General features: G+C 42.7%; 12 protein-coding genes, 1 tRNA gene and 1 CRISPR repeat array. Of the genes, 11 read left to right on the top strand and 2 right to left on the bottom strand.

The window, feature by feature from the left end; all coding sequences use genetic code 11:
- Window positions 1–2: 2 nt before the first annotated feature.
- A complete protein-coding gene (locus CI960_RS12810) occupies window positions 3–2,210 on the bottom strand; it encodes an alpha-galactosidase (protein WP_005855533.1) in 2,208 nt (735 codons plus the stop codon).
- Between the two features lie 225 nt (window positions 2,211–2,435).
- Here CI960_RS12810 and ileS point away from each other — a divergent pair, with 225 nt between their 5' ends.
- From ileS to CI960_RS12790, 4 genes are all read left to right on the top strand, one after another.
- Window positions 2,436–5,858, top strand: coding sequence for an isoleucine--tRNA ligase (ileS, locus tag CI960_RS12805; RefSeq protein ID WP_005855534.1), 3,423 nt, complete (start codon window positions 2,436–2,438; stop codon window positions 5,856–5,858).
- A 167-nt stretch (window positions 5,859–6,025) separates the two neighbouring features.
- A complete protein-coding gene (locus CI960_RS12800) occupies window positions 6,026–6,406 on the top strand; it encodes a TraR/DksA C4-type zinc finger protein (RefSeq protein WP_005855535.1) in 381 nt (126 codons plus the stop codon).
- A complete protein-coding gene (locus CI960_RS12795) occupies window positions 6,407–7,024 on the top strand; it encodes a lipoprotein signal peptidase (protein ID WP_005855536.1) in 618 nt (205 codons plus the stop codon).
- Complete coding sequence (locus tag CI960_RS12790; RefSeq protein ID WP_008771662.1) at window positions 7,025–7,810, top strand: DUF4296 domain-containing protein; 786 nt, start codon at window positions 7,025–7,027, stop codon at window positions 7,808–7,810.
- Between the two features lie 276 nt (window positions 7,811–8,086).
- Here the strand turns inward: CI960_RS12790 and CI960_RS12780 are convergent, their stop codons facing one another.
- Window positions 8,087–8,854, bottom strand: coding sequence for an RNA methyltransferase (locus CI960_RS12780; protein WP_005855539.1), 768 nt, complete (start codon window positions 8,852–8,854; stop codon window positions 8,087–8,089).
- Window positions 8,855–8,930: 76 nt separating this feature from the next.
- Between CI960_RS12780 and CI960_RS12775 the strand changes: the two genes are divergently transcribed.
- The 7 genes from CI960_RS12775 (at window position 8,931) to cas2 (ending at window position 19,048) form a co-directional block, all read left to right on the top strand.
- Window positions 8,931–11,291: a BamA/TamA family outer membrane protein gene (locus CI960_RS12775; RefSeq protein ID WP_005855540.1), complete on the top strand. Its 2,361-nt coding sequence runs from the start codon at window positions 8,931–8,933 to the stop codon at window positions 11,289–11,291.
- A 78-nt stretch (window positions 11,292–11,369) separates the two neighbouring features.
- Window positions 11,370–11,443, top strand: a tRNA-Arg gene (locus CI960_RS12770).
- A 188-nt stretch (window positions 11,444–11,631) separates the two neighbouring features.
- Window positions 11,632–12,012, top strand: coding sequence for a transposase (locus CI960_RS23675; protein ID WP_008780911.1), 381 nt, complete (start codon window positions 11,632–11,634; stop codon window positions 12,010–12,012).
- A 32-nt stretch (window positions 12,013–12,044) separates the two neighbouring features.
- Window positions 12,045–12,893 (top strand): IS3 family transposase, encoded by an 849-nt coding sequence (locus CI960_RS23200; protein ID WP_036628659.1) that lies wholly within the window; start codon window positions 12,045–12,047, stop codon window positions 12,891–12,893.
- Between the two features lie 502 nt (window positions 12,894–13,395).
- Complete coding sequence (gene cas9, locus CI960_RS12755) at window positions 13,396–17,670, top strand: type II CRISPR RNA-guided endonuclease Cas9 (protein ID WP_005855543.1); 4,275 nt, start codon at window positions 13,396–13,398, stop codon at window positions 17,668–17,670.
- 114 nt (window positions 17,671–17,784) lie between these two features.
- On the top strand, window positions 17,785–18,714 hold the full coding sequence (cas1, locus tag CI960_RS12750) for a type II CRISPR-associated endonuclease Cas1 (protein ID WP_005855544.1): 930 nt from the start codon (window positions 17,785–17,787) through the stop codon (window positions 18,712–18,714).
- 1 nt (window position 18,715) lies between these two features.
- Window positions 18,716–19,048 (top strand): CRISPR-associated endonuclease Cas2, encoded by a 333-nt coding sequence (cas2, locus tag CI960_RS12745; protein ID WP_005855545.1) that lies wholly within the window; start codon window positions 18,716–18,718, stop codon window positions 19,046–19,048.
- 107 nt (window positions 19,049–19,155) lie between these two features.
- Window positions 19,156–20,199: direct repeats of the CRISPR family, unit length 47 nt; unit sequence GCTGTTTCCAATGGCTCAAAGTTACTAAAATGAAAGCAAATCACAAC.
- Between the last annotated feature and the right edge of the window lie 599 nt (window positions 20,200–20,798).

The following is a 20,798-nucleotide window of genomic DNA, read 5'->3' as shown; positions in this document are numbered from 1 at the left end:
CATCATTTAACTTCCTCCAAATAAAGCACTCGGCTCGAGTAATCATTCTGCTTGTGATAATCGACAATGTGATTATAAGGGATTTCCAGTCCGTTCGCCATGAGATATTCCCCGGTGAAAGCTTTACCCTCGAAGGCCAGAGGCTCGTTGTCGATCCGGTTCAGTTCGCAGACTCTGTATTTCTTGTCTGGGGATAATCCGTTCATTTTTACACGGGGTAAATGTTGGTTGACAAAATGCTCGGTCTTCCACCAATAAAATACGGCTTTGTCTTTCTCCGGTGAGGTGTACATCAAGGAAGCTACTCCCAAACGATCGTACGGAGAAACCAGACGGTAGATATCGCCGAATTGCACGACGGGACGGATCGTCTTATAATCGGCGATCGCCTTACGGCAAAGTGTTTTCTCTTCTTCTGTCATATTCTTGGGTTGGATCTCCATGCCCAAACGGCCGCTCATCGCTACGTCGATCCGATATTTCAGGGGAATGACCCGGAATGTTTGATGGTTAGGGGCGGCGCTGATATGTGAGGCCATGGCGATAGCCGGGAAAAAATAAGAAGTGCCCCATTGCATATAGATACGCTGTAAGGCATCGGTATTGTCGCTTACCCAAAACTCATCGAAGTAAGGCATGACCCCGTAATTTGCCCGGCCTCCACCGCTGGCGCAAGCCTGTAGGATTAAATCCGGGTATTTGGCTCGGATACGCTCACAGACTTTCTTGAATCCTTCGTGATATTCGATATACATATGGCTTTGCTGATCCGAAGGCAGGTATTGGGAGCCATGGTTCAGGATGCTCATATTGGCGTCCCATTTGATATAATCGATCTCCGGGTATGTTGTCATCAAGTTGTCGACGATACCGAATATGAAGTCTTGCACCTCGGGATTGGAGAGATCAAGAACGACCTGTGTACCGCCACGCCCCAGGACGATTTCCCTGTTTGGAGCTTTCAATACCCATTCCGGATGCTTCTCGTACAATTCACTTGTCGTGTTGGCCATTTCCGGTTCGATCCAGATACCGAATTTAATACCATGCTTGTTGGCGTCGGCGATCAGGCCCTCGATGCCTCTTGGTAGTTTTCGGGCATCAACCATCCAATCCCCTAAGGACGAGTTATCTTTATTACGAGGATATTTATCGCCAAACCAGCCGTCGTCCATGACGAACAACTCGCCGCCCATAGACTGGATATCACTCATCATTTGGTCCATACCTTCTTGATTGATATCGAAATATACACCTTCCCAACTGTTTAGTAAGATTTTCCGGGCGGTCGCTCCATTCGCTATCTTATGTTTGCGTGCCCATGCGTGGAAATTTCGGCTGCTTCCGCTTAAGCCGTCCTTACTGTAAGTCAGCGCCAATTCCGGTGTACGGAAACTTTCTTTGGCTTTGAGGGTGTAAGCCGAGTTCTCCTCGTTTATTCCCGCAAAGAAATGGTGATAGTCGCTATCATCCGTATCGAAGAATAATTTGTAGTTACCGCTATAGCATAGGGCGGCGCCAATAACGGAACCGGTGTTTTCCTTTGGTTTTCCGTCTAGGGAGATCATCACTTCGGCGTGGGCGGTATGGGAGTTGCGGATACCATCCTTGTTTTTTATCATCTTGATGCCCGGTCGTAACGGTTCTTGTGCCAATTGAGCCTCGTTTGCCCATGAGCCGTATAAGTGGGAAACCCATACGTCTCCTTTCCGGATCGGCAGATAAGCGGAAGCGAAACGATTGAGGGTGATCGCTTTTTTCTCCTCATGCGTGATCTCTGTCCAAGTCTCGATGATATCGGCGTCCGGATAGGTTCTGTAACAGAGATTCATATAAAAAGGATACACTTTATCTTTTAATCGGATCGTTGTGATATCTGCCGTTTGCTCTTTTCGTGTATCTACTTTTATGACTTCCAGTTGAAGGGTCATATTCCCGTCGCCATGGGTAACGGACAATGCGCTTTCGGAGGGGCAATTCAAGCCGTAGACCGGATAAGCGGAAAATGTTTTCTGCTCGGTCTCGAGCAAGGTAGCCGCGTCGGAAGTGGATAACTTGTCTCCATAGTAGATGAATCTTACCTCTCCGCCGACAGGTGCGTCTAGCAATAATGAGGTATTCCTCGTGGAAATCAATACGTCTTGTGCCCATAAACTAGTGGTCAATAGGGAGGCGCAACATAAATAACCGAATTTACTCTTAATGTTCATTTTATTAGTAGGTGTTAGATTTAAATTCAGGGGCAAAAGTAGGAGAGAGCCGGTAGGTTTCCTAATAGGATTTTATCAGATACTGTTACTTTTCTGCTTTAACTAAAATTTGTTTCACGCAGAAGAAACCCGTGCTTTCATTAATGAAAATTCCATATTGTCTAATTCGAAAGAAATCACTAACTTTGCGGCAATTTTTTAGAAGCAAGATAAATACATCGCGATATGAGTAAGAAATTTACCGAATATTCTAAGTTTGACTTGTCGAACGTAAATAAAGAGGTGCTGAAGAAATGGAAGGATGGAGACATCTTCCATAAGAGTCTTGAAACAAGAGAGGGACATCCTACATTCGTATTCTACGAGGGCCCTCCATCCGCAAACGGTATGCCGGGTATTCACCATGTTATCGCCCGTTCGATTAAGGATATTTTTTGCCGCTATAAAACCATGAAGGGATTCTTGGTGAATCGTAAGGCGGGTTGGGATACACACGGTCTGCCTGTCGAGTTAGGCGTGGAGAAGGCTTTGGGCATCACGAAGGAAGATATCGGTAAGAAGATTTCTGTCGCTGAGTATAACGCCGCTTGCCGTAAGGACGTGATGAAGTTCACGAAAGAGTGGGAGGATCTGACGCAGAAGATGGGTTATTGGGTGGATATGGAGAATCCGTATATCACGTATGATAACCGCTATATCGAGACCTTGTGGTATCTATTGAAAGAGCTTTATAAGAAAGGTCTTTTATATAAAGGCTATACGATCCAACCGTATTCGCCCGCCGCAGGTACGGGCTTGAGCACGCACGAGTTGAACCAACCGGGTTGTTACCGTGACGTGAAGGATACGACTTGTACGGCACAGTTCCATATATTGGACCCGAAACCGGAGATGGCACAATTCGGCGATCCTTATTTCTTGGCATGGACAACGACTCCTTGGACGTTGCCTTCCAATACGGCGCTTTGCGTAGGCCCGAATATTACTTATCTGGCTGTACAGACTTATAATCCTTACACGGGTATCCCGATGACTGCTGTTATAGCGAAAGATTTATTGTCTGCTTATTTCAATCCGAAAGCTGCGGAGCTTTCTTTGTCTGATTACAAACCGGGTGACAAGCTGGTTCCTTTCAGCGTAGTAGGTGAGTGGAAGGGTTCCGAGTTGGCCGGTATGAAATATGAGCAATTGATCCCATGGGTAAATCCGGGTGAAGGTGCATTCCGTGTGATCACGGGTGATTTCGTTACGACAGAGGATGGTACGGGTATCGTACATATCGCACCGACGTTTGGTGCGGACGATAACCGTGTGGCGAAAACATTCGGGGTTCCTCCTTTGATGATGCAGGATAAGGATGGAAATATGCGCCCTATGGTGGATATGACCGGTAAGTTCTATAAGCTGGAAGACTTGGCTCCGGAGTTTGTACAAAATTGTATGAACGCCTCTGATTATGATCCATGGCAAGGAAAATTCGTGAAGAACGCTTACGATGATACGAAGACGGATAAAGATGAGACGTTAGATATAGAGATCTGCATGATGCTGAAGGCCCAGAACCGGGTGTTCAAGATCGAGAAGCATGTCCACAATTACCCGCATTGCTGGCGTACCGATAAACCGGTATTGTATTATCCGTTGGATAGCTGGTTCATCCGTACGACCGCTTGCCGTGAGCGTATGATCGAGTTGAACAATACGATCAACTGGAAACCGCAGAGCACGGGTACGGGACGTTTCGGCAAATGGCTGGAGAACTTGCAAGACTGGAACTTGAGCCGCAGCCGTTATTGGGGTACTCCGTTACCGATCTGGCGTACGGAAGATGGTAGCGAGGAGAAGTGTATCGGTTCCGTGGTAGAGTTGTTTGGCGAGATCGAGAAATCGGTGAAGGCCGGCTTTATGGAGTCTAACCCTTACAAGGACTTCGCTCCGGGAGATTATACGAAGGAGAATTACGAGAAGATCGATTTGCACCGTCCGTATGTGGATGATATTATCTTGGTTTCCGCTTCTGGTAAGCCGATGAAGCGTGAGACAGACTTGATCGACGTATGGTTCGATTCCGGCGCTATGCCTTATGCCCAGATCCACTATCCGTTCGAGAACTTGAAGGAGTTCGATAATCGTCAGATCTATCCGGCTGACTTTATCGCTGAGGGTGTTGACCAGACACGCGGTTGGTTCTTTACCCTGCACGCTCTGGGTACCATGATTTTTGATAGCGTGGCTTACAAGGCTGTCGTGTCTAACGGTCTGGTATTGGATAAGAACGGAAACAAGATGTCTAAACGCTTGGGCAACGCTGTTGATCCATTCTCTACGATCGAGAAGTATGGTTCGGACCCGTTGCGTTGGTACATGATCACGAACGCTTCTCCATGGGATAATATTAAGTTTGATATCGATGGTATCGAGGAAGTTCGCCGTAAGTTCTTTGGTACATTATATAATACGTATTCATTCTTCGCTTTGTACGCGAACGTGGATGGCTTCGACTACTCCGATCCGGATGTGGAATGGAGCAAGCGTCCGGAGATTGACCGTTGGATCCTTTCTCTGTTGAACAGCTTGGTGAAGGATGTGGATGGCTACTTGGAGGCTTACGAGCCGACTCGTGCCGGACGTGCTATCTCTGATTTCGTAAATGATAACTTGAGTAACTGGTATGTGCGTTTGAACCGCCGCCGTTTCTGGGGTGGTGGTATGACGGAGGATAAGTTGTCCGCTTACCAGACTTTATATACTTGCTTGGAGACAGTGGCTAAGTTGATGGCTCCGATCGCTCCGTTCTATGCCGATCAGTTATTCTTGGACTTGGTCGCTGTTACGGGACGTGAGAACGTTGAGTCCGTACACTTGTCCGATTTCCCGGTTTACGACGAGTCTAAGATCGACAAGAATTTGGAAGAGCGTATGCAAATGGCTCAAGATGTTTCTTCTATGGTATTGGCTCTTCGCCGCAAGGTGAATATCAAGGTTCGCCAGCCGTTGCATACGGTAATGATTCCGGTTGTAGACGCTCATCAACAAGAGAGTATCGAGGCTGTGAAGAACCTGATCTTGAACGAGGTGAACGTGAAGGAGCTGAAGTTCGTGGATAATACGGCAGGTATCTTGGTGAAGAAGATCAAACCGGACTTTAAGAAGTTGGGCCCGCGCTACGGAAAGATCATGAAGGCGTTGGCCGCCACGATTCAATCGATGAGCCAAGAAGATATCAACGCTTTCGAGAAAGCCGGAACGTTTACCTTGATGGTAGATGGACAGGAGGCCGTTTTGGAGCGTACAGATGTAGAGATCATCTCTGAGGATATCCCGGGTTGGTTGGTCGCTAATGAAGGTCGCTTGACAGTCGCTTTGGATATTACCGTAACCGAGGATTTGCGTAAGGAGGGGCTGGCCCGTGAGTTGGTGAATCGTATCCAGAACTTGCGTAAGAGCAGCGGTTTCGATATAACGGATAAGATCCATGTATCCATTCTTTCTTGCGAGGAGATGGATGAGGCGATCTATGATTATAAGGATTATATCGCTAACCAAGTATTGGCGGAATCTATCGAAATCATGGATAATGCGATCAGCGACGCTACGGAACTCGATTTCGAGGACTTTAAATTGTCCGTAAAGATCGAGAAAGCTTAAAAATAGAATAGCATTTCTTGCGGAAGAATTAGGAATGAAATATAGGAAAATCGATAATTATATTATCTTTGCATGCAAAGAAGAAATAATATGATTTTATATTCATTCTTAATTCTTCTTTTTGATTGATATTTGAACGATTGTTGAACCTAAATTTTTTTAGAACCATGGCAGAGAAGACAAGATATTCAGACGCTGAGCTCGAGGAGTTCCGCGCTATTATATTAGAGAAACTGGAAATCGCGAAGAGGGATTACGAGCTTTTGCGATCAGGGGTTACGAATTCCGACGGTAACGACGTGGCTGATACGTCTCCTACATTCAAGGTGCTGGAGGAAGGCGCTTCTACGTTATCGAAGGAAGAGGCGGGCCGTTTGGCGCAACGCCAGATGAAATTCATCCAGAATTTACAGGCCGCTTTGATCCGTATCGAGAATAAGACCTACGGTATTTGCCGGGAGACTGGTAAATTGATCCCGAAAGAAAGGCTACGTGCTGTGCCTCATGCGACTTTAAGTATCGAAGCAAAACAAGGAGGTGCAAAGTAAATGAGATATTCTAAAGGTTGGGGAGCAGTGTTAATCATAATACTGCTCCTTCTTCTTGACCAAGTGCTGAAAATATGGATTAAGACCCACATGCAGTTGCATGAGAGTATAGAGATAACTCCGTGGTTTTATCTCTATTTTACTGAGAATCCGGGTATGGCATTCGGTATAGAGGTGATTGGGAAATTATTCCTTTCCGTATTCCGTATCGTGGCTGTATTGTTTATCGGATATTATTTGTATAAGCTGGTTAAAGAAAATTATAAATTCGGTTTTATTGCCTGTATATCTTTGGTTTTTGCGGGGGCGGTGGGTAATATAATCGACTCGATATTCTATGGCGTGATCTTCGACCATAGTTTCGGGCAACTCGCTACTTTTATGCCGGAGGGAGGTGGTTATGCCTCTTGGCTGCATGGTAAGGTGGTGGATATGTTCTATTTCCCATTGATAGAGACCGTATTCCCGGATTGGGTTCCGATCTGGGGTGGACAGGAGTTCGTTTTCTTCCGTCCGATCTTTAATTTGGCGGACTCGGCGATTTGCGTGGGAGTTTTCCTTTTGTTAATATTTTATCGGCATACTTTGTCGGCTAGCCTTTCGAAAGAAGAGAAATAAATGCGGAGAAAATTACGGATATATGGTATGGCTTTATTAGCCACGACGTTGCTGGCGGCATGTAGTAAGGTTCCGGATGGTATTCTGTCGGAGAAAAAGATGCAGGGTGTCTTGACGGATATGTTGCTGGCTGAGGCCATGGTAAATGTGGATTATAATACTTATAAATCCGATACCATGAAGCTTGCCTTGTATGAGTCTGTATTCCGTAAGCATGATATTACACAGGCGGTGTATGATAGCTCGTTGGTGTGGTACGGCCGTAACTTGGATATTTATATGGAGGTCTACAACCGGGTCTTGGCCGATCTTAATAAACGGATCAATAACTTAGGGGATGTGCAGGCGGACGCTGCGCCGGTATCGAACCGGGATTCTGTGGATATTTGGCCTCGCCGTTCTTATCTGGTCTTGTCTCCTACCTCTGTATTTAATGGGGTGACTTTCGATATACGTCCGGAAACGAATTATTCCTCGGGCAGTAGTTTCGTGCTGGGCATGCGTGTCTGGGGATTGAATAACAAAATGGCTTATAAGCCGGAGGTACGTTTAAGCGCAGACCAAGGTGATACGACCTTGACGGTGAATAGTAAGATCACGAAAGATGGATATCACGAGACGATCTTGAAGACTATACCAACTAAGAAAGTAAAGCGTGTGTTTGGATATATCCGTATGGATAATATGGATACGACTTATTATAAGGTGTATATAGATAGCTTAAGCTTGATGAAATATAACTATGGTAAGGAGCTTGCCGAATTACCTAAGGATTCTATTAAGTAATCTCTCTATTTGTTTATTATACTTATGAGAAGAATTGCCGCTCATTACGTTTGGTGTAAGCAGGTTTATCGTATGCATTATATCGAACTGGATGATAATGGTGCGTTTCATGGTGTTTACCCGTTGAATGAGGAGATAGCTGGAACCGCTTTTTATGATGGAGTGCTGGTGCCGGTTCTTTCCTCGGAACCGGCGATTGGTTTTAAGCAGGTGATGGGATCTTGGCCGGCGTTAACCGAAAAGATTACGCCGGGTTGTTCAGTCCATATATATCGTTTAAGCGGGATTCCCTTGGCGTCTGCGAAACTCGGCACAGACCACAGCTGTAGCGATGGCCACATTGAGAGACTCTGAGGTGTCTCTTCCTTCCGGATAGTTCGGGATATATAATTTTTCGTTTACAAAAGCCTCTATGGCGGGACGTATTCCATTTCCTTCATTACCCATTATCAAGATACCGTTTCCGGATAAGGTTTTCTCATATAAGTTTTCTCCGCCAAGGAAGGTGCCGTATAAAGGTATGGCTTGGGCTGATTGGGCCTGTAAGAACGTTTCCAGATCGGTGTAATGTATTTTTACGTGGGCGAGCGCACCCATAGTGGCTTGTACGGTTTTTGGACTGAAAACATCGGCGGTATCTTTGCTGCATACGATATGGGAAATACCGAACCAGTCCGCTAACCGGATGATCGTACCTAAGTTGCCCGGATCTTGGATTCCGTCTAATGCGAGAACAAGCTCCTTTTCCGGCGTTATTTCCGTTATATCCCAATTGGGGCGTTTAAAGATCGCGAGTACATCTTGGGGATTTTTCAGGAAGCTGGCTTTACGAATATCATCTTCTTCCGCTACCAATAACTCCTTGGCCGGAATATCGCCTTGTGTAGCCATCCAAGATGGCTTGGCTATTAATAACTCACATTCAAAGGCCGGTAACATATCGGCTACCAATTTATTTCCTTCGGCTACAAAAACATTATTTTCATTCCGGAATTTCTTTAATTCCAGAGAACGGATGTATTTGACTTTGGTCTTGCTTAGCATCTTAGTTCTTTTTACAAAACAAAAGTACGGTAAATTCTTTAAATTCCAGTACATTCGCGATCGTAAAAAGCTTGGAATGATGAATCGATCTCTACGTATATGCTATTTTATCTGTATCGTACTACTACTAACCTCTTGTAGTACGACCAAGTTTGTGCCGGATGGGGAATATTTGCTGGATAAGGTGGAGATCGTGTCGGATAACAGGGACTATAAGTCTGCGGATTTAAAATCTTATCTTAGGCAGCAACCAAACTTCAAGGTGTTTGGTCTGATGAAGTGGCAGTTGTTTGTCTATGATTGGTCTGGTAAGAATGAGAAGAAATGGATCAATAAACAGTTACGTAGGATTGGTGAGCCTCCCGTGGTGCTGGATACGATGTTGGTGGAACAGTCCGCCATGGAACTAGAGCGTTTTTACATTAATAAAGGGTATGTCCATGCGGATGTATCAACGACGATTGATACGGCACGCCATAAGAAAGCGGTTGTAACTTACCATATAAAGGCGAACGATCCGTATAGGATACGCAATTACACGATGAAGTTCCCCGATCCGAAAATTGATAGTTTGGCACATCTGAAAGCGCCTCGCCGCTCTCCCTTAGCTTCTGCGTTCCGGTCCTCACAGGAAGAGTATAACCAATTAGTTAAGGAAGGAACTTTATTTGACCGGGATATATTGGACAAGGAGCGGGAGCGTATTACAACCTTACTTCGCTGGAACGGGTATTATGGTTTTAATCGGGATTATTTAGGATATATCGCTGATAGTTCTTTTAACCAAAATGTCGTGGATCTTGATATGTCCATGAAACCTTATCGGAAGGTGTTGCCCAATGGGTCGGTAGAGGATCAGCCGCATCGTCAGTATTATATTAAGGATGTAACGGTCTTAACCGATTATAATCCGATGGGGGTAGGAGAGGACGCTAGTTTCATGGCTACAGATACGATGCTCAGCGCAGGGGTGAATATCGTATATGGCCGAAACGGGAAGAGTATCCGTCCGAGCGTGCTTCGGAGGAGTACTTATATTCGTCCGGGGCAATTATTTAGTGAGAAGAATATAGAGCAGACCTATTCAGCGTTCGCTTCTCTAAGGGCTTTGAGGAACGTAAATATACGTTTTACGGAAGTAGAGGAGCGGGATACGATGAAGTTGGATTGTTACATTCTCACTTCTCCCGCGAAGATAAATACGGTGGGAGTGGATTTGGAAGGTACTAACTCGGCGGGTGATTATGGGTTTGCCTCCAGCTTGAATTATCAGCATAGGAATATCTTCCGAGGATCGGAGCTGTTCTCGGCGAGGGTGAGAGGGGCTTACGAGGCGTTATCCGGAAATAAGGCGAATGGCTTTGGTAATTACTGGGAGTTAGGTGCGGAAGGATCCTTGCTGTTTCCTCGTTTCTTGTTCCCGTTCTTGAGTTCGGATTTTCGTAGGCGGCTACGTGCGTCAACTGAAGCGAAAATAAGTTACAACCTGCAAAAACGTCCGGAGTATACGAGGGCGATTCTATCTGGTGGTTGGAGTTATATTTGGCAAGATCGGGGTAATACACAGGCACGCCATACCTTTAAGCTTGTAGACTTGAATTATGTGTATTTGCCGGATAAGAATATGGACTTTATCAATAGCTTGCCGGATTATATGGTGTTGTATAACTATACGAACCATTTTATCATGAGTTCGGGATATACTTATTCCTTCAGTAATTATTCTCCCCAGAATCGTTTGAGAAACACGCATTCCCTACGTGCGTCGGTCGAGGTCGCAGGGAATTTGTTGAGTGCCTTTTCGCATCTTACGGGGGCGAAGAAAAATGATGACGGTTATTATGAGTTGTTTGGTACGGAATATGCGCAATATGTGAAATTGGATTTCGATTTTAGTAAAGGAATCGTGCTTGACAGTCGTAACAAGTTAGCTTTCCATATAGGAGTGGGAGTGGGGATGGCTTATGGTAACTCAAACTATTTACCTTTTGAGCGTGCTTATTTCTCGGGGGGAGCGAATAGTGTCCGGGGATGGTCTGTACGAGAGTTAGGTCCGGGTAGTATGGAAGTTGACAGCACGACTTCTTTCGCTCTTCAATCGGGGGATATCCGCTTGGATTTGAACTTGGAATATCGAACGAAACTTTTTTGGAAGTTTGAATTGGCGGCTTACATAGATGCCGGAAACATATGGACCCGGAATGTATCTGATGAACGCTATAAGGCTGGAAACTTTGATTTCTCTCGTTTTTACAAGGAGATCGCTGTTTCCTATGGTTTGGGACTTCGTTTGGACTTTGATTTCTTTCTACTACGTTTAGATACAGGCTTCAAGGCTTATAATCCTCAGGAGAAAAAGTCTAGGCGTTGGGCGATAACCCGTCCTAATTTCAAGGATAATTTCGCCTTGCATTTTGCCGTTGGTTATCCATTCTAAATTCAATATGTAAAAAAGTGTACTAAAAGTTTGCAAGGAAAAGAAAAATCCTTACCTTTGCACCACGAAAATAAGGATGGTCAGGTAGCTCAGCTGGATAGAGCAACAGCCTTCTAAGCTGTGGGTCCTGGGTTCGAATCCCAGCCCGATCACGAGGGAGATTCTAAAAGAGTCTCCCTTTTTTGTGTCATAACTTCGTTGGCAAAGTATCTTAGGTGCGTGAGCCGATGTACTTAAGATACTTTTTTGGGGGGAGGGATCGACAAGAGGTTCTTTCTTTTTCCGACTGTGTCTTGTCCTGAAATAGCTTGACACTTTTAAGGGGCTAAAAAGTATAGAAATGATCAAAAGAAAGCCCAAAAGAGTGTTCACGGAACCCTTTAAATTATCCGTGTTACGCGAGTATTACAGTAGCGGAATGAGCAAGTATGCGATAACGAAGAAATATTCTTTGAGCCCTCCTTGCATATATAGATGGCTAAAAGAATACCCAGTGGGATCGGACCAGTTACCTTTGCCATCAGAAACAAAAGAGAGGTTACAGATGGTTCCCAAGCAATCGGATTTGACAGATATGGAGTCCCTTCAAAAGCGCATAGAGGAATTGCGTCGTTCTTTGGAGCTGGAGAAGATGCGTAGCCGTGCCTTCGAGAAGATGATAGAGATAGCGGAAGAGGAAGAAGGCATCAGTATATTCAGAAAAGATGGTGCCAAACAGTAACGGCGTTACGTGAGGAGTATCCCCATGAGAGTGTGGCTACCCTTTGCGGGCTGTTTGGAAAGAAACGCCAATGGTATTACGCGAACATGAAGGCGGATGTATCGGAGAGACAACGCGTCAAGCTTCTTGCTGACATGATAGGCTATTATCGTCTTTGTTGTCCCCGTATCGGAGGTTTCAAGCTGTTCCATTTACTGGAAAAGGATTTGGGACATGCTGTGACCCTCGGGCGAGACTCGTTCTTAAAGGTTTATGAATCAAAAGGCTTTAAGCTCAATCCCAACAAACGTAGGCGTACGACAGACTCCAATCATGTCTATAAAAGGTACCCCAATCTTATCAAGGGAAAAGACGCGCGGTATTCCAACCATATATGGGTGTCGGACATCACGTACGTGTGGATATTGGGGGACGTGTTGTACTTGCATCTTGTCACCGACGCCTATTCGCACGCCGTATTGGGCTGGTGCCTATCCGACAGTCTCAGCGCCTCGCATACGACAGAGGCCTTGCGCATGGCGATCCGGATCGCCGGAGGCGGCAACCTTTGCGGTACCATACACCACTCGGACAGGGGGTCACAATACGCCAGCGAGGCTTACGTCAGCTGCCTCATGGAGCATCACATACGGATAAGCATGACAGAAGGATATGAGCCGACAGACAACGCCATGGCGGAAAGACAGAACGGGATCTTCAAGGTCGAATGGATATACGAGCAGGAAATGTACAGGGATAAAGAACAGGCGATCAATGAGATCAATCGTATGATTGACTTTTATAACAACCGAAGACCTCATATGAGCATCGGAATGGAGTGCCCGATGGAGGTGTATAAAGGCAAACTGCCGGGGAAAAATCTTTGGCGAAAAAGACCCTGATTCTTTTTGATTCCTTACATTTGTACGCCGAGAATATGGATCACTCTGGTATATCCATTGTCCATTCTTGATGACAGGCTTTTTGGTAGGCTTTATCAGAGAGTGACAAGTAAGCCAGGAGGATCATGAGTTTATTGACAAGTAAAGTTGTTTAACTACCCCAAAAGTGACAAGTGATTTTAGGAATGGACAGGATTGAGGAATATGCCGTAAAAGTAAGTACTACTTACTTTGTCATTTAATATATACTGCAAGTGGCATAGAAGATATACTGTCCTTTCCACGGGTTTCTACCAAGCTGGCATTTAGGCTGATTTTAGAACTTCGTAGCATAAAAAAATCCCCCGCAGAAGGGCGAGGGAACCTAATGTTTTCACAACGGAATAATCCTTATTGTGATTTGCTTCATTTTAGTATGACAAATATATGAAATGGAATGCTTGCGTGCAAGTGTTTCTGAAATAAAATTTTTATATTTGGGAAAATGTAAAGATAACATACTATGAAAAGGATTTTAGGCTTGGATTTAGGGACAAATAGTATAGGGTGGGCGTTGGTGAACGAAGCTGAAACAGATGAGGAAGTCTCGTCAATCATCCGATTAGGTGTGAGAGTAAATCCTTTGACAGTAGATGAAACGCAGAACTTTGAAAAAGGGAAAAGTATCACTACAAATGCGGAAAGAACTCTTAAAAGAAGTATGCGCCGTAATTTGCAGCGATATAAATTACGTCGTGATGCGTTGGTTGAATTTTTGAAAGAGCTGGGTTTTATTACCGACGAAACTATCCTTTCGGAACAAGGAAACAGAACTACGTTTGAAACCTGTCGTTTACGGGCTAAAGCTGCTGAAGAAGAGATTTCTTTAGAGGAACTATCCCGTGTCTTATTGATGATTAATAAAAAACGTGGATATAAAAGTAGTCGAAAGGTAAAAAAGGAAGAAGATGGAGTTTTGATTGATGGAATGGAGATTGCTAAAAAGCTGTATGAGGAGGATTTGACTCCGGGGCAACTTTGTTCGCAGTTACTTGAATCGGGCAAGAAAGTTTTGCCAGACTTTTACCGTTCTGATTTGCAAGAAGAGTTGGATAGAATATGGAGTGTTCAAAAGCAATTTCATCCTGATGTTTTCTGTGATGCCGCCAAAGAAGAAATCAAAGGAAAAAACAGAAGCCAGACATGGGCTATCTTGGCTAACTATTTTGTTTGGAAAGAAGAAGTGGTTGGCTGGAATGACAGAGAAGCAAAGAATGAAACGATAGAAAAAGAATGTAAACTTGTCGGTCTTAAACGGACGACTAAGGGGTATGAACTGAAAAAGGAAAATTATCGTTGGCGTGCGCAAGCTCTTACTGAACAATTAGGTTTGGAAGAGATAGCCGTAGTCTTGCAAGAGATCAATGGTCAGATAAATGCGTCTAGTGGTTATTTGGGAGCCATTAGTGATAGGAGCAAAGTGTTATACTTTAATCATCAAACGGTCGGACAGTATCAGATGGCTGAGTTAGACAAGAATCCCCATGCAAGTTTGCGCAATATGGTATTCTATCGGCAGGATTATTTGGATGAATTTGATAGAATTTGGGAAAAGCAGGCAGAATTTCATAAGGAATTGACAGCTGAATTGAAAAAAGAGATTCGCGATATGATCATCTTTTACCAACGACGTCTGAAAAGTCAGAAAGGCTTGATTAGTTTCTGTGAGTTTGAAAGGTTGGAGATTGTAGTAGAAAAGGATGGAAAGAAACAGACCAAAGTCATAGGATGCAAGGTGATACCTCGTTCGCATCCATTGTTTCAGGAATTTAAGGTATGGCAGACATTGAATGACATAAAGGTATTGGGAAGAGAGAAGAAAAGAAATGCTTTGTCGGCAAGCGAAAGTAGGGCTTTGTATCCAGAAGAAAAAGAAATACTGGCAAGAGAACTTGCGATAAAAGAAAACATGAAGAAAGCAGATGTGTTGAAGCTCTTATTTGAAAATCCACAGGAATTGGATTTGAACTTCAAACAAATAGATGGAAATCGTACTGGGTTTTCTCTCTTTTCTGCCTATAGCAAAATGATAGAAAAGTATGGCTACGAACCGTTGGATTTTAAGAAACCAGCAGATGAGATAATCGGACAGCTAAGAACTATCTTTACCGATTTAGGTTGGAATACGAATCTGTTTACCATTGACTTAACCAAAGAGGGGAAAGAGCTCGAGATGCAACCTTATTTCAGACTTTGGCATCTGTTGTATTCTTTTGAAGGAGATAATACGTCGACCGGTAACGGCAAACTGATTGAAAAGATCATGCAACTTTGCGGAGTTGAGAAAGAATATGCTGTAGAGCTAGCCAGTCTTTCGTTTCAAGATGATTACGGAAGTTTGAGCGCGAAAGCCATCAAAAGGATTTTACCCTATTTGAAAGAGGGTAATCTGTATGATGTGGCTTGTGAATATGCCGGTTATCGTCATTCCAAATCTTCACTGACTAAGGAGGAGATAGAAAATAAGGTTTTAAAGGGCAAGCTGGAGGTTCTTCCTAAAAACAGTCTCCGAAATCCGGTGGTTGAAAAGATTTTGAGTCAGATGGTGAATGTAATCAATACAATCATTGATACGTATGGAAAACCTGATGAAATCCGAGTGGAATTGGCTCGTGAATTAAAGAAGAGTGCCAAAGAACGTGAGGAACTGACGAAAGCTATCGCAAAGAGTACCCGTGAGCATGAGGAGATCCGTAAATTGTTGCAAGATGAATTTGGTATGATGAACGTGAGCCGCAATGATATTATCCGTTACAAACTTTATGAAGAGTTGAAAGATAATGGATATAAAACATTGTATTCCAATCAATATATACCTAAAGAAAAGATTTTCAGTAAGGAGATAGATATAGAACATATTATTCCACAATCCCGTCTTTTTGATGATTCTTTATCTAACAAGACATTGGAGTATAAGGCTATTAATATAGAAAAGGGAAATAAGACCGCTTATGATTTTGTAAAAGAAAAATATGGAGAAGAAGGCTTGCAACAATATATAAATCGTTGCGAAAGCTTGTTCAATGACAAAAAGGCGAAACTTCGGAAATTGAAAATGGAACAGAAGGATATACCGGATGGTTTCATTGATAGGGATTTGAGAAATACACAATATATAGCGAAAAAAGCACTCGCTATGTTGAACGAAATCTGCCGTAGAGTAGTGGCAACTACCGGTTCCATTACAGATCAATTGCGTGAAGACTGGCAATTGGTGGATGTAATGAAAGAACTGAACCTGCCTAAATATGAAGCCTTGGGTTTTGTGGAAACATACGAAGATAAGGACGGAAGAAAAATCAAAAGAATAAAGGATTGGACAAAAAGGAATGACCATCGGCATCATGCGATGGATGCGCTGACGGTAGCTTTTACAAAGGATGCGTTTATTCAGTATTTCAATAATAAAAATGCGGCACAAGATTCAGGCAATAGAAACCATACGAATATAATAGGTATCAAGACCCGTTATTTTGACAAAGGAAGAGCTTTGCCTCCTATTCCATTGGAGCAATTCCGGATAGAAGCCAAACAGCATTTGGAAAAACTGCTGGTATCTATTAAAGCTAAGAACAAGGTGGTGACTGTCAATGTTAATCGAACAAAAAAGAGAAAGGGTGAAAATACGAAGATACAGCAAACTCCGCGAGGTCAGTTGCATTTGGAAACGGTTTATGGTAGTCACAAACAATATGTGACAAAAATAGAAAAGGTGAATGCTTCTTTTGATGCGGCTAAAATAGCGACTGTGAGTAAACGGGCTTATCGAAATGCCTTACTTAAACGGTTGGAAACATTCGGTAATGATCCAAAGAAAGCATTTACAGGAAAAAATGCATTGGAAAAGAATCCGCTTTATGCTGATAAGTATCAGACCATACGAGTTCCGGAGAAGGTACAAACAGTTGAATTTGAAACTATTTATACTATCCGAAAACCGGTCGATCCTGCTTTGAATGTGGATAAAGTAGTTGATGTAAAGGTACGTGCTATTTTAGAACGGCGTTTGAAAGAATACGGTGGAGATCCCAAAAAGGCATTTGTTAATTTTTGGGAAAATCCGATATGGCTGAATAAGGAAAAGGGGATAAGTATCAAGCGGGTTAGCATCCGAGGAATCAATAATGCCCAATCGATACACGTGAAGAAAGATAAGAATGGGAATCCGATATGGGATGAAAATGGAAAACAAATCCCTGTGGATTTTGTAAATACCGGAAACAACCATCATGTGGCTATTTATCGTAAACCTGTTTTAGACAAGAAAGGACAGGTGACGTTTGATGAGGATGGTAATCTGATGTATGAACTGGACGAGGTGGTTGTCCCCTTCTTTGAGGCTGTAACACGGGCTAATTTAGGACTTCCTATTATTGATAAGGATTACAGAAAAAGTGAAGGTTGGCAATTTTTGTTTAGCATGAAGCAGAATGAATATTTCGTGTTCCCGAATGAAAAGACAGGCTTCAATCCGAAGGAGGTGGATTTGTTGAATCCGGATAATTATGCAATGATTAGTCCGAATTTATTTAGGGTGCAGACTATGTCAAAAGTTATGTATGGAAATAATGTTGTTCGAGATTATAAATTTAGACATCATTTGGAAACAACAGTGAAAGATATGAAAGAGTTGAAAGATATTGCTTATAAACAATATAAAACACTTTCTTTTGGTAATAGTGTTGTCAAGATCCGAATTAACCACATTGGACAAATAGTATCAGTGGGAGAATATTAATAGTATCTATTAGAAATTGAAATAAATAGGGTGTATGCTATTCTCAAAAAGGTTGTACCCTTTTTAGAAACAGACTTTTATACTGATTAATAGTAATTTAAAATCTAACTGCTTATGATCAAGAAAACCCTTTATTTTGGAAACCCCGTTTATCTGTCTCTGAAAAATGCTCAGTTGATGATAAAATTACCGGAGGTAGTCAGGAATGATACGTTACCTGAAAGTTTCAAACGAACTTCAGAAGTGACGAAACCCATTGAGGATATTGGAGTTGTGGTACTGGATCACAAGCAGATCACCATCTCTTCGGGCGTGTTGGAAGCTTTACTTGAAAATAATTGTGCTGTCATTACATGTAACAGTAAAAGTATGCCGGTTGGTTTGATGCTTCCTCTGTATGGGAACACGACGCAAAACGAAAGATTCCGGCAACAGTTGGATGCCTCTCTACCGTTAAAGAAACAGCTTTGGCAGCAGACCATAAAGACGAAGATTGAAAATCAGGCAGCCGTATTGAAAGAATGTTCTGGCGCAGAAGTGAAATGTATGTACGCATGGGCTTCGGATGTGAAAAGCGGAGATACGAGTAACCTGGAAGCCCGAGCGGCTGCTTATTATTGGAAGAATTTGTTTTGGATAGAAGGTTTCACAAGAGACAGGGAGGGCATTCCGCCTAACAATTTGTTGAATTATGGATATGCTATTCTGCGGGCGGTTGTTGCTCGTAGCTTGGTGGCAAGTGGGCTTTTGCCTACTTTAGGAATCCACCATCATAATCGTTATAATGCTTATTGCTTGGCAGATGACATCATGGAGCCTTATCGTCCGTATGTGGATCAATTGGTCTGTGGTATCATAAAGCAGGGAGTGGATTATGCGGAACTAACGAGAGAGTTGAAAGCGCAGCTGCTTACTATTCCTGTGCTAGAAACTTATATGTCAGGAAAACGTAGTCCGTTGATGGTGGCTGTCGGGCAAACTACGGCTTCTCTGTATAAGTGCTTTAGTGGCGAATTGCGTAGAATCTCCTATCCGGAAATGTAATATGGATCGGTTTAGCGAATATCGTGTTATGTGGGTACTTGTGTTGTTTGATTTGCCTACCGAGACGAAGAAGGAGAAAAAGGCGTATGTGGATTTCAGGAAAAATCTACAAAGAGATGGATTTACGATGTTTCAGTTTTCTATTTATGTCCGCCATTGTGCTAGTAGCGAGAATGCGGCCGTACATGTAAAAAGAGTTAAATCTTTTCTTCCGGAGCATGGGAATGTCGGAATCATGTGTATTACGGATAAGCAGTTTGGGAATATTGAACTTTTTTATGGAAAGAAAACGGTGGAAGTGAATACTCCTGGACAGCAATTGGAGTTGTTCTAAAAGAAAAATCCCGCTGTCAAGCGGGATTTTTAATGGAAACAATATCTGTTTTTTTTATTCTGATGTGCTTTGTAATCCATTGATTAATAGTTTTTAATAGATAATATGCTGTTTCCAATGGCTCAAAGTTACTAAAATGAAAGCAAATCACAACCCTCAACCTGATAGCCCTAATCCGTATCTCGCTGTTTCCAATGGCTCAAAGTTACTAAAATGAAAGCAAATCACAACCTATTCTCTTCATTTTATTGTCATTAATTTGCTGTTTCCAATGGCTCAAAGTTACTAAAATGAAAGCAAATCACAACTGTACCGATCATCGTCCATCAAGGAAAAAGCTGTTTCCAATGGCTCAAAGTTACTAAAATGAAAGCAAATCACAACTAAGGATTATGCCGAGGTCATAGACTTATTGCTGTTTCCAATGGCTCAAAGTTACTAAAATGAAAGCAAATCACAACGCTCTCATTGTATTTATGGATTTTGAAAAAGCTGTTTCCAATGGCTCAAAGTTACTAAAATGAAAGCAAATCACAACCATTATTGATCGATTGCGACCGGGGATTTGGCTGTTTCCAATGGCTCAAAGTTACTAAAATGAAAGCAAATCACAACTTTCTTTTTAATGCTGATTGGTACGAGGTGCTGTTTCCAATGGCTCAAAGTTACTAAAATGAAAGCAAATCACAACGATTGCGCCAACGCATCCGGCTTTTGTGTGCTGTTTCCAATGGCTCAAAGTTACTAAAATGAAAGCAAATCACAACAGAGCCCCGGACTTGATCAGAAAATAGTCTGCTGTTTCCAATGGCTCAAAGTTACTAAAATGAAAGCAAATCACAACTCCTTTTGGGTGTCATGTATATCAAACCCAGCTGTTTCCAATGGCTCAAAGTTACTAAAATGAAAGCAAATCACAACTCAACGTATCGGCTCATGCTTTAAGCGAATGCTGTTTCCAATGGCTCAAAGTTACTAAAATGAAAGCAAATCACAACTAACTCCTCCTTCGAGTACAGTCTTGTTGTGCTGTTTCCAATGGCTCAAAGTTACTAAAATGAAAGCAAATCACAACTGCAATCGCATTGAACCAAAACGCAGAGAAGCTGTTTCCAATGGTCCAAAGTTACTAAAATGAAAGCAAGTCACAATAAAATATTGCAAAATATTGGGGCAGCTACACCAAAAAGTAAGCCATTCTCTTTTATGTCATCAAAATATCTCTTTTTCTGTCATTTTGCTCAAAATGGAGACTTTTAGCTGATAAAGGCTTTTTATGGAAATGCGAAAATAGAGAGAAAAGGAAGGCGGAAACAGCGTATTTCGCCATTTTTTAGTGTATGAATAGGCTTTGTAGAGGGATTATGATCCAATAGTAAGGTGTTTATAACGGCGTTGTATGCTGTTTTCGACTGCGATCCTTATTGTTTCCGACCGGAAATCCGATTGTTTTCGGATGAAAAGCTTATTGTTTTCAGATAAAAAGTCGCTTGTTTGTCCGACTGAGGTTGACAGAAGACGAAATCTTTCGCTAGAATAAATCAGTGAAAATTTGTAATGCGTTGTTCAATAGATTATTGTGAAAAAATATTTTCGAATTTGGAAGCAAGTCGTACCTTGCCTCGAAATAATCGATTCTCCAAGCGTTTAGATTGCAAAGTGTCAGAATGACAATTTGCATTGATTGAGGAATATTTTGGTGCGGTGTTCTGGTAAAAGATTGTTTAGGCACGGCTTTTTTATTTTTTTT

It is taken from the genome of Parabacteroides sp. CT06 (genome assembly GCF_002257605.1).
GTDB lineage: Bacteria > Bacteroidota > Bacteroidia > Bacteroidales > Tannerellaceae > Parabacteroides > Parabacteroides distasonis.
Note: the sequence above shows the minus strand (reverse complement) of the source record. Positions and strands in the feature narration are given on the sequence as shown.

What these genes read in the sequence shown, in the direction of transcription:
- CI960_RS12795 (WP_005855536.1), top strand. Translation starts at nt 6,407, where the DNA reads ATGAGATATTCTAAAGGTTGGGGAGCAGTGTTAATCATAATACTGCTC.
- ileS (WP_005855534.1), top strand. Translation starts at nt 2,436, where the DNA reads ATGAGTAAGAAATTTACCGAATATTCTAAGTTTGACTTGTCGAACGTA.
- cas2 (WP_005855545.1), top strand. Translation starts at nt 18,716, where the DNA reads ATGGATCGGTTTAGCGAATATCGTGTTATGTGGGTACTTGTGTTGTTT.
- CI960_RS12790 (WP_008771662.1), top strand. Translation starts at nt 7,025, where the DNA reads ATGCGGAGAAAATTACGGATATATGGTATGGCTTTATTAGCCACGACG.
- CI960_RS12800 (WP_005855535.1), top strand. Translation starts at nt 6,026, where the DNA reads ATGGCAGAGAAGACAAGATATTCAGACGCTGAGCTCGAGGAGTTCCGC.
- CI960_RS23675 (WP_008780911.1), top strand. Translation starts at nt 11,632, where the DNA reads ATGATCAAAAGAAAGCCCAAAAGAGTGTTCACGGAACCCTTTAAATTA.
- CI960_RS12810 (WP_005855533.1), bottom strand. Translation starts at nt 2,210, where the DNA reads ATGAACATTAAGAGTAAATTCGGTTATTTATGTTGCGCCTCCCTATTG.
- cas9 (WP_005855543.1), top strand. Translation starts at nt 13,396, where the DNA reads ATGAAAAGGATTTTAGGCTTGGATTTAGGGACAAATAGTATAGGGTGG.
- CI960_RS12780 (WP_005855539.1), bottom strand. Translation starts at nt 8,854, where the DNA reads ATGCTAAGCAAGACCAAAGTCAAATACATCCGTTCTCTGGAATTAAAG.
- cas1 (WP_005855544.1), top strand. Translation starts at nt 17,785, where the DNA reads ATGATCAAGAAAACCCTTTATTTTGGAAACCCCGTTTATCTGTCTCTG.
- CI960_RS12775 (WP_005855540.1), top strand. Translation starts at nt 8,931, where the DNA reads ATGATGAATCGATCTCTACGTATATGCTATTTTATCTGTATCGTACTA.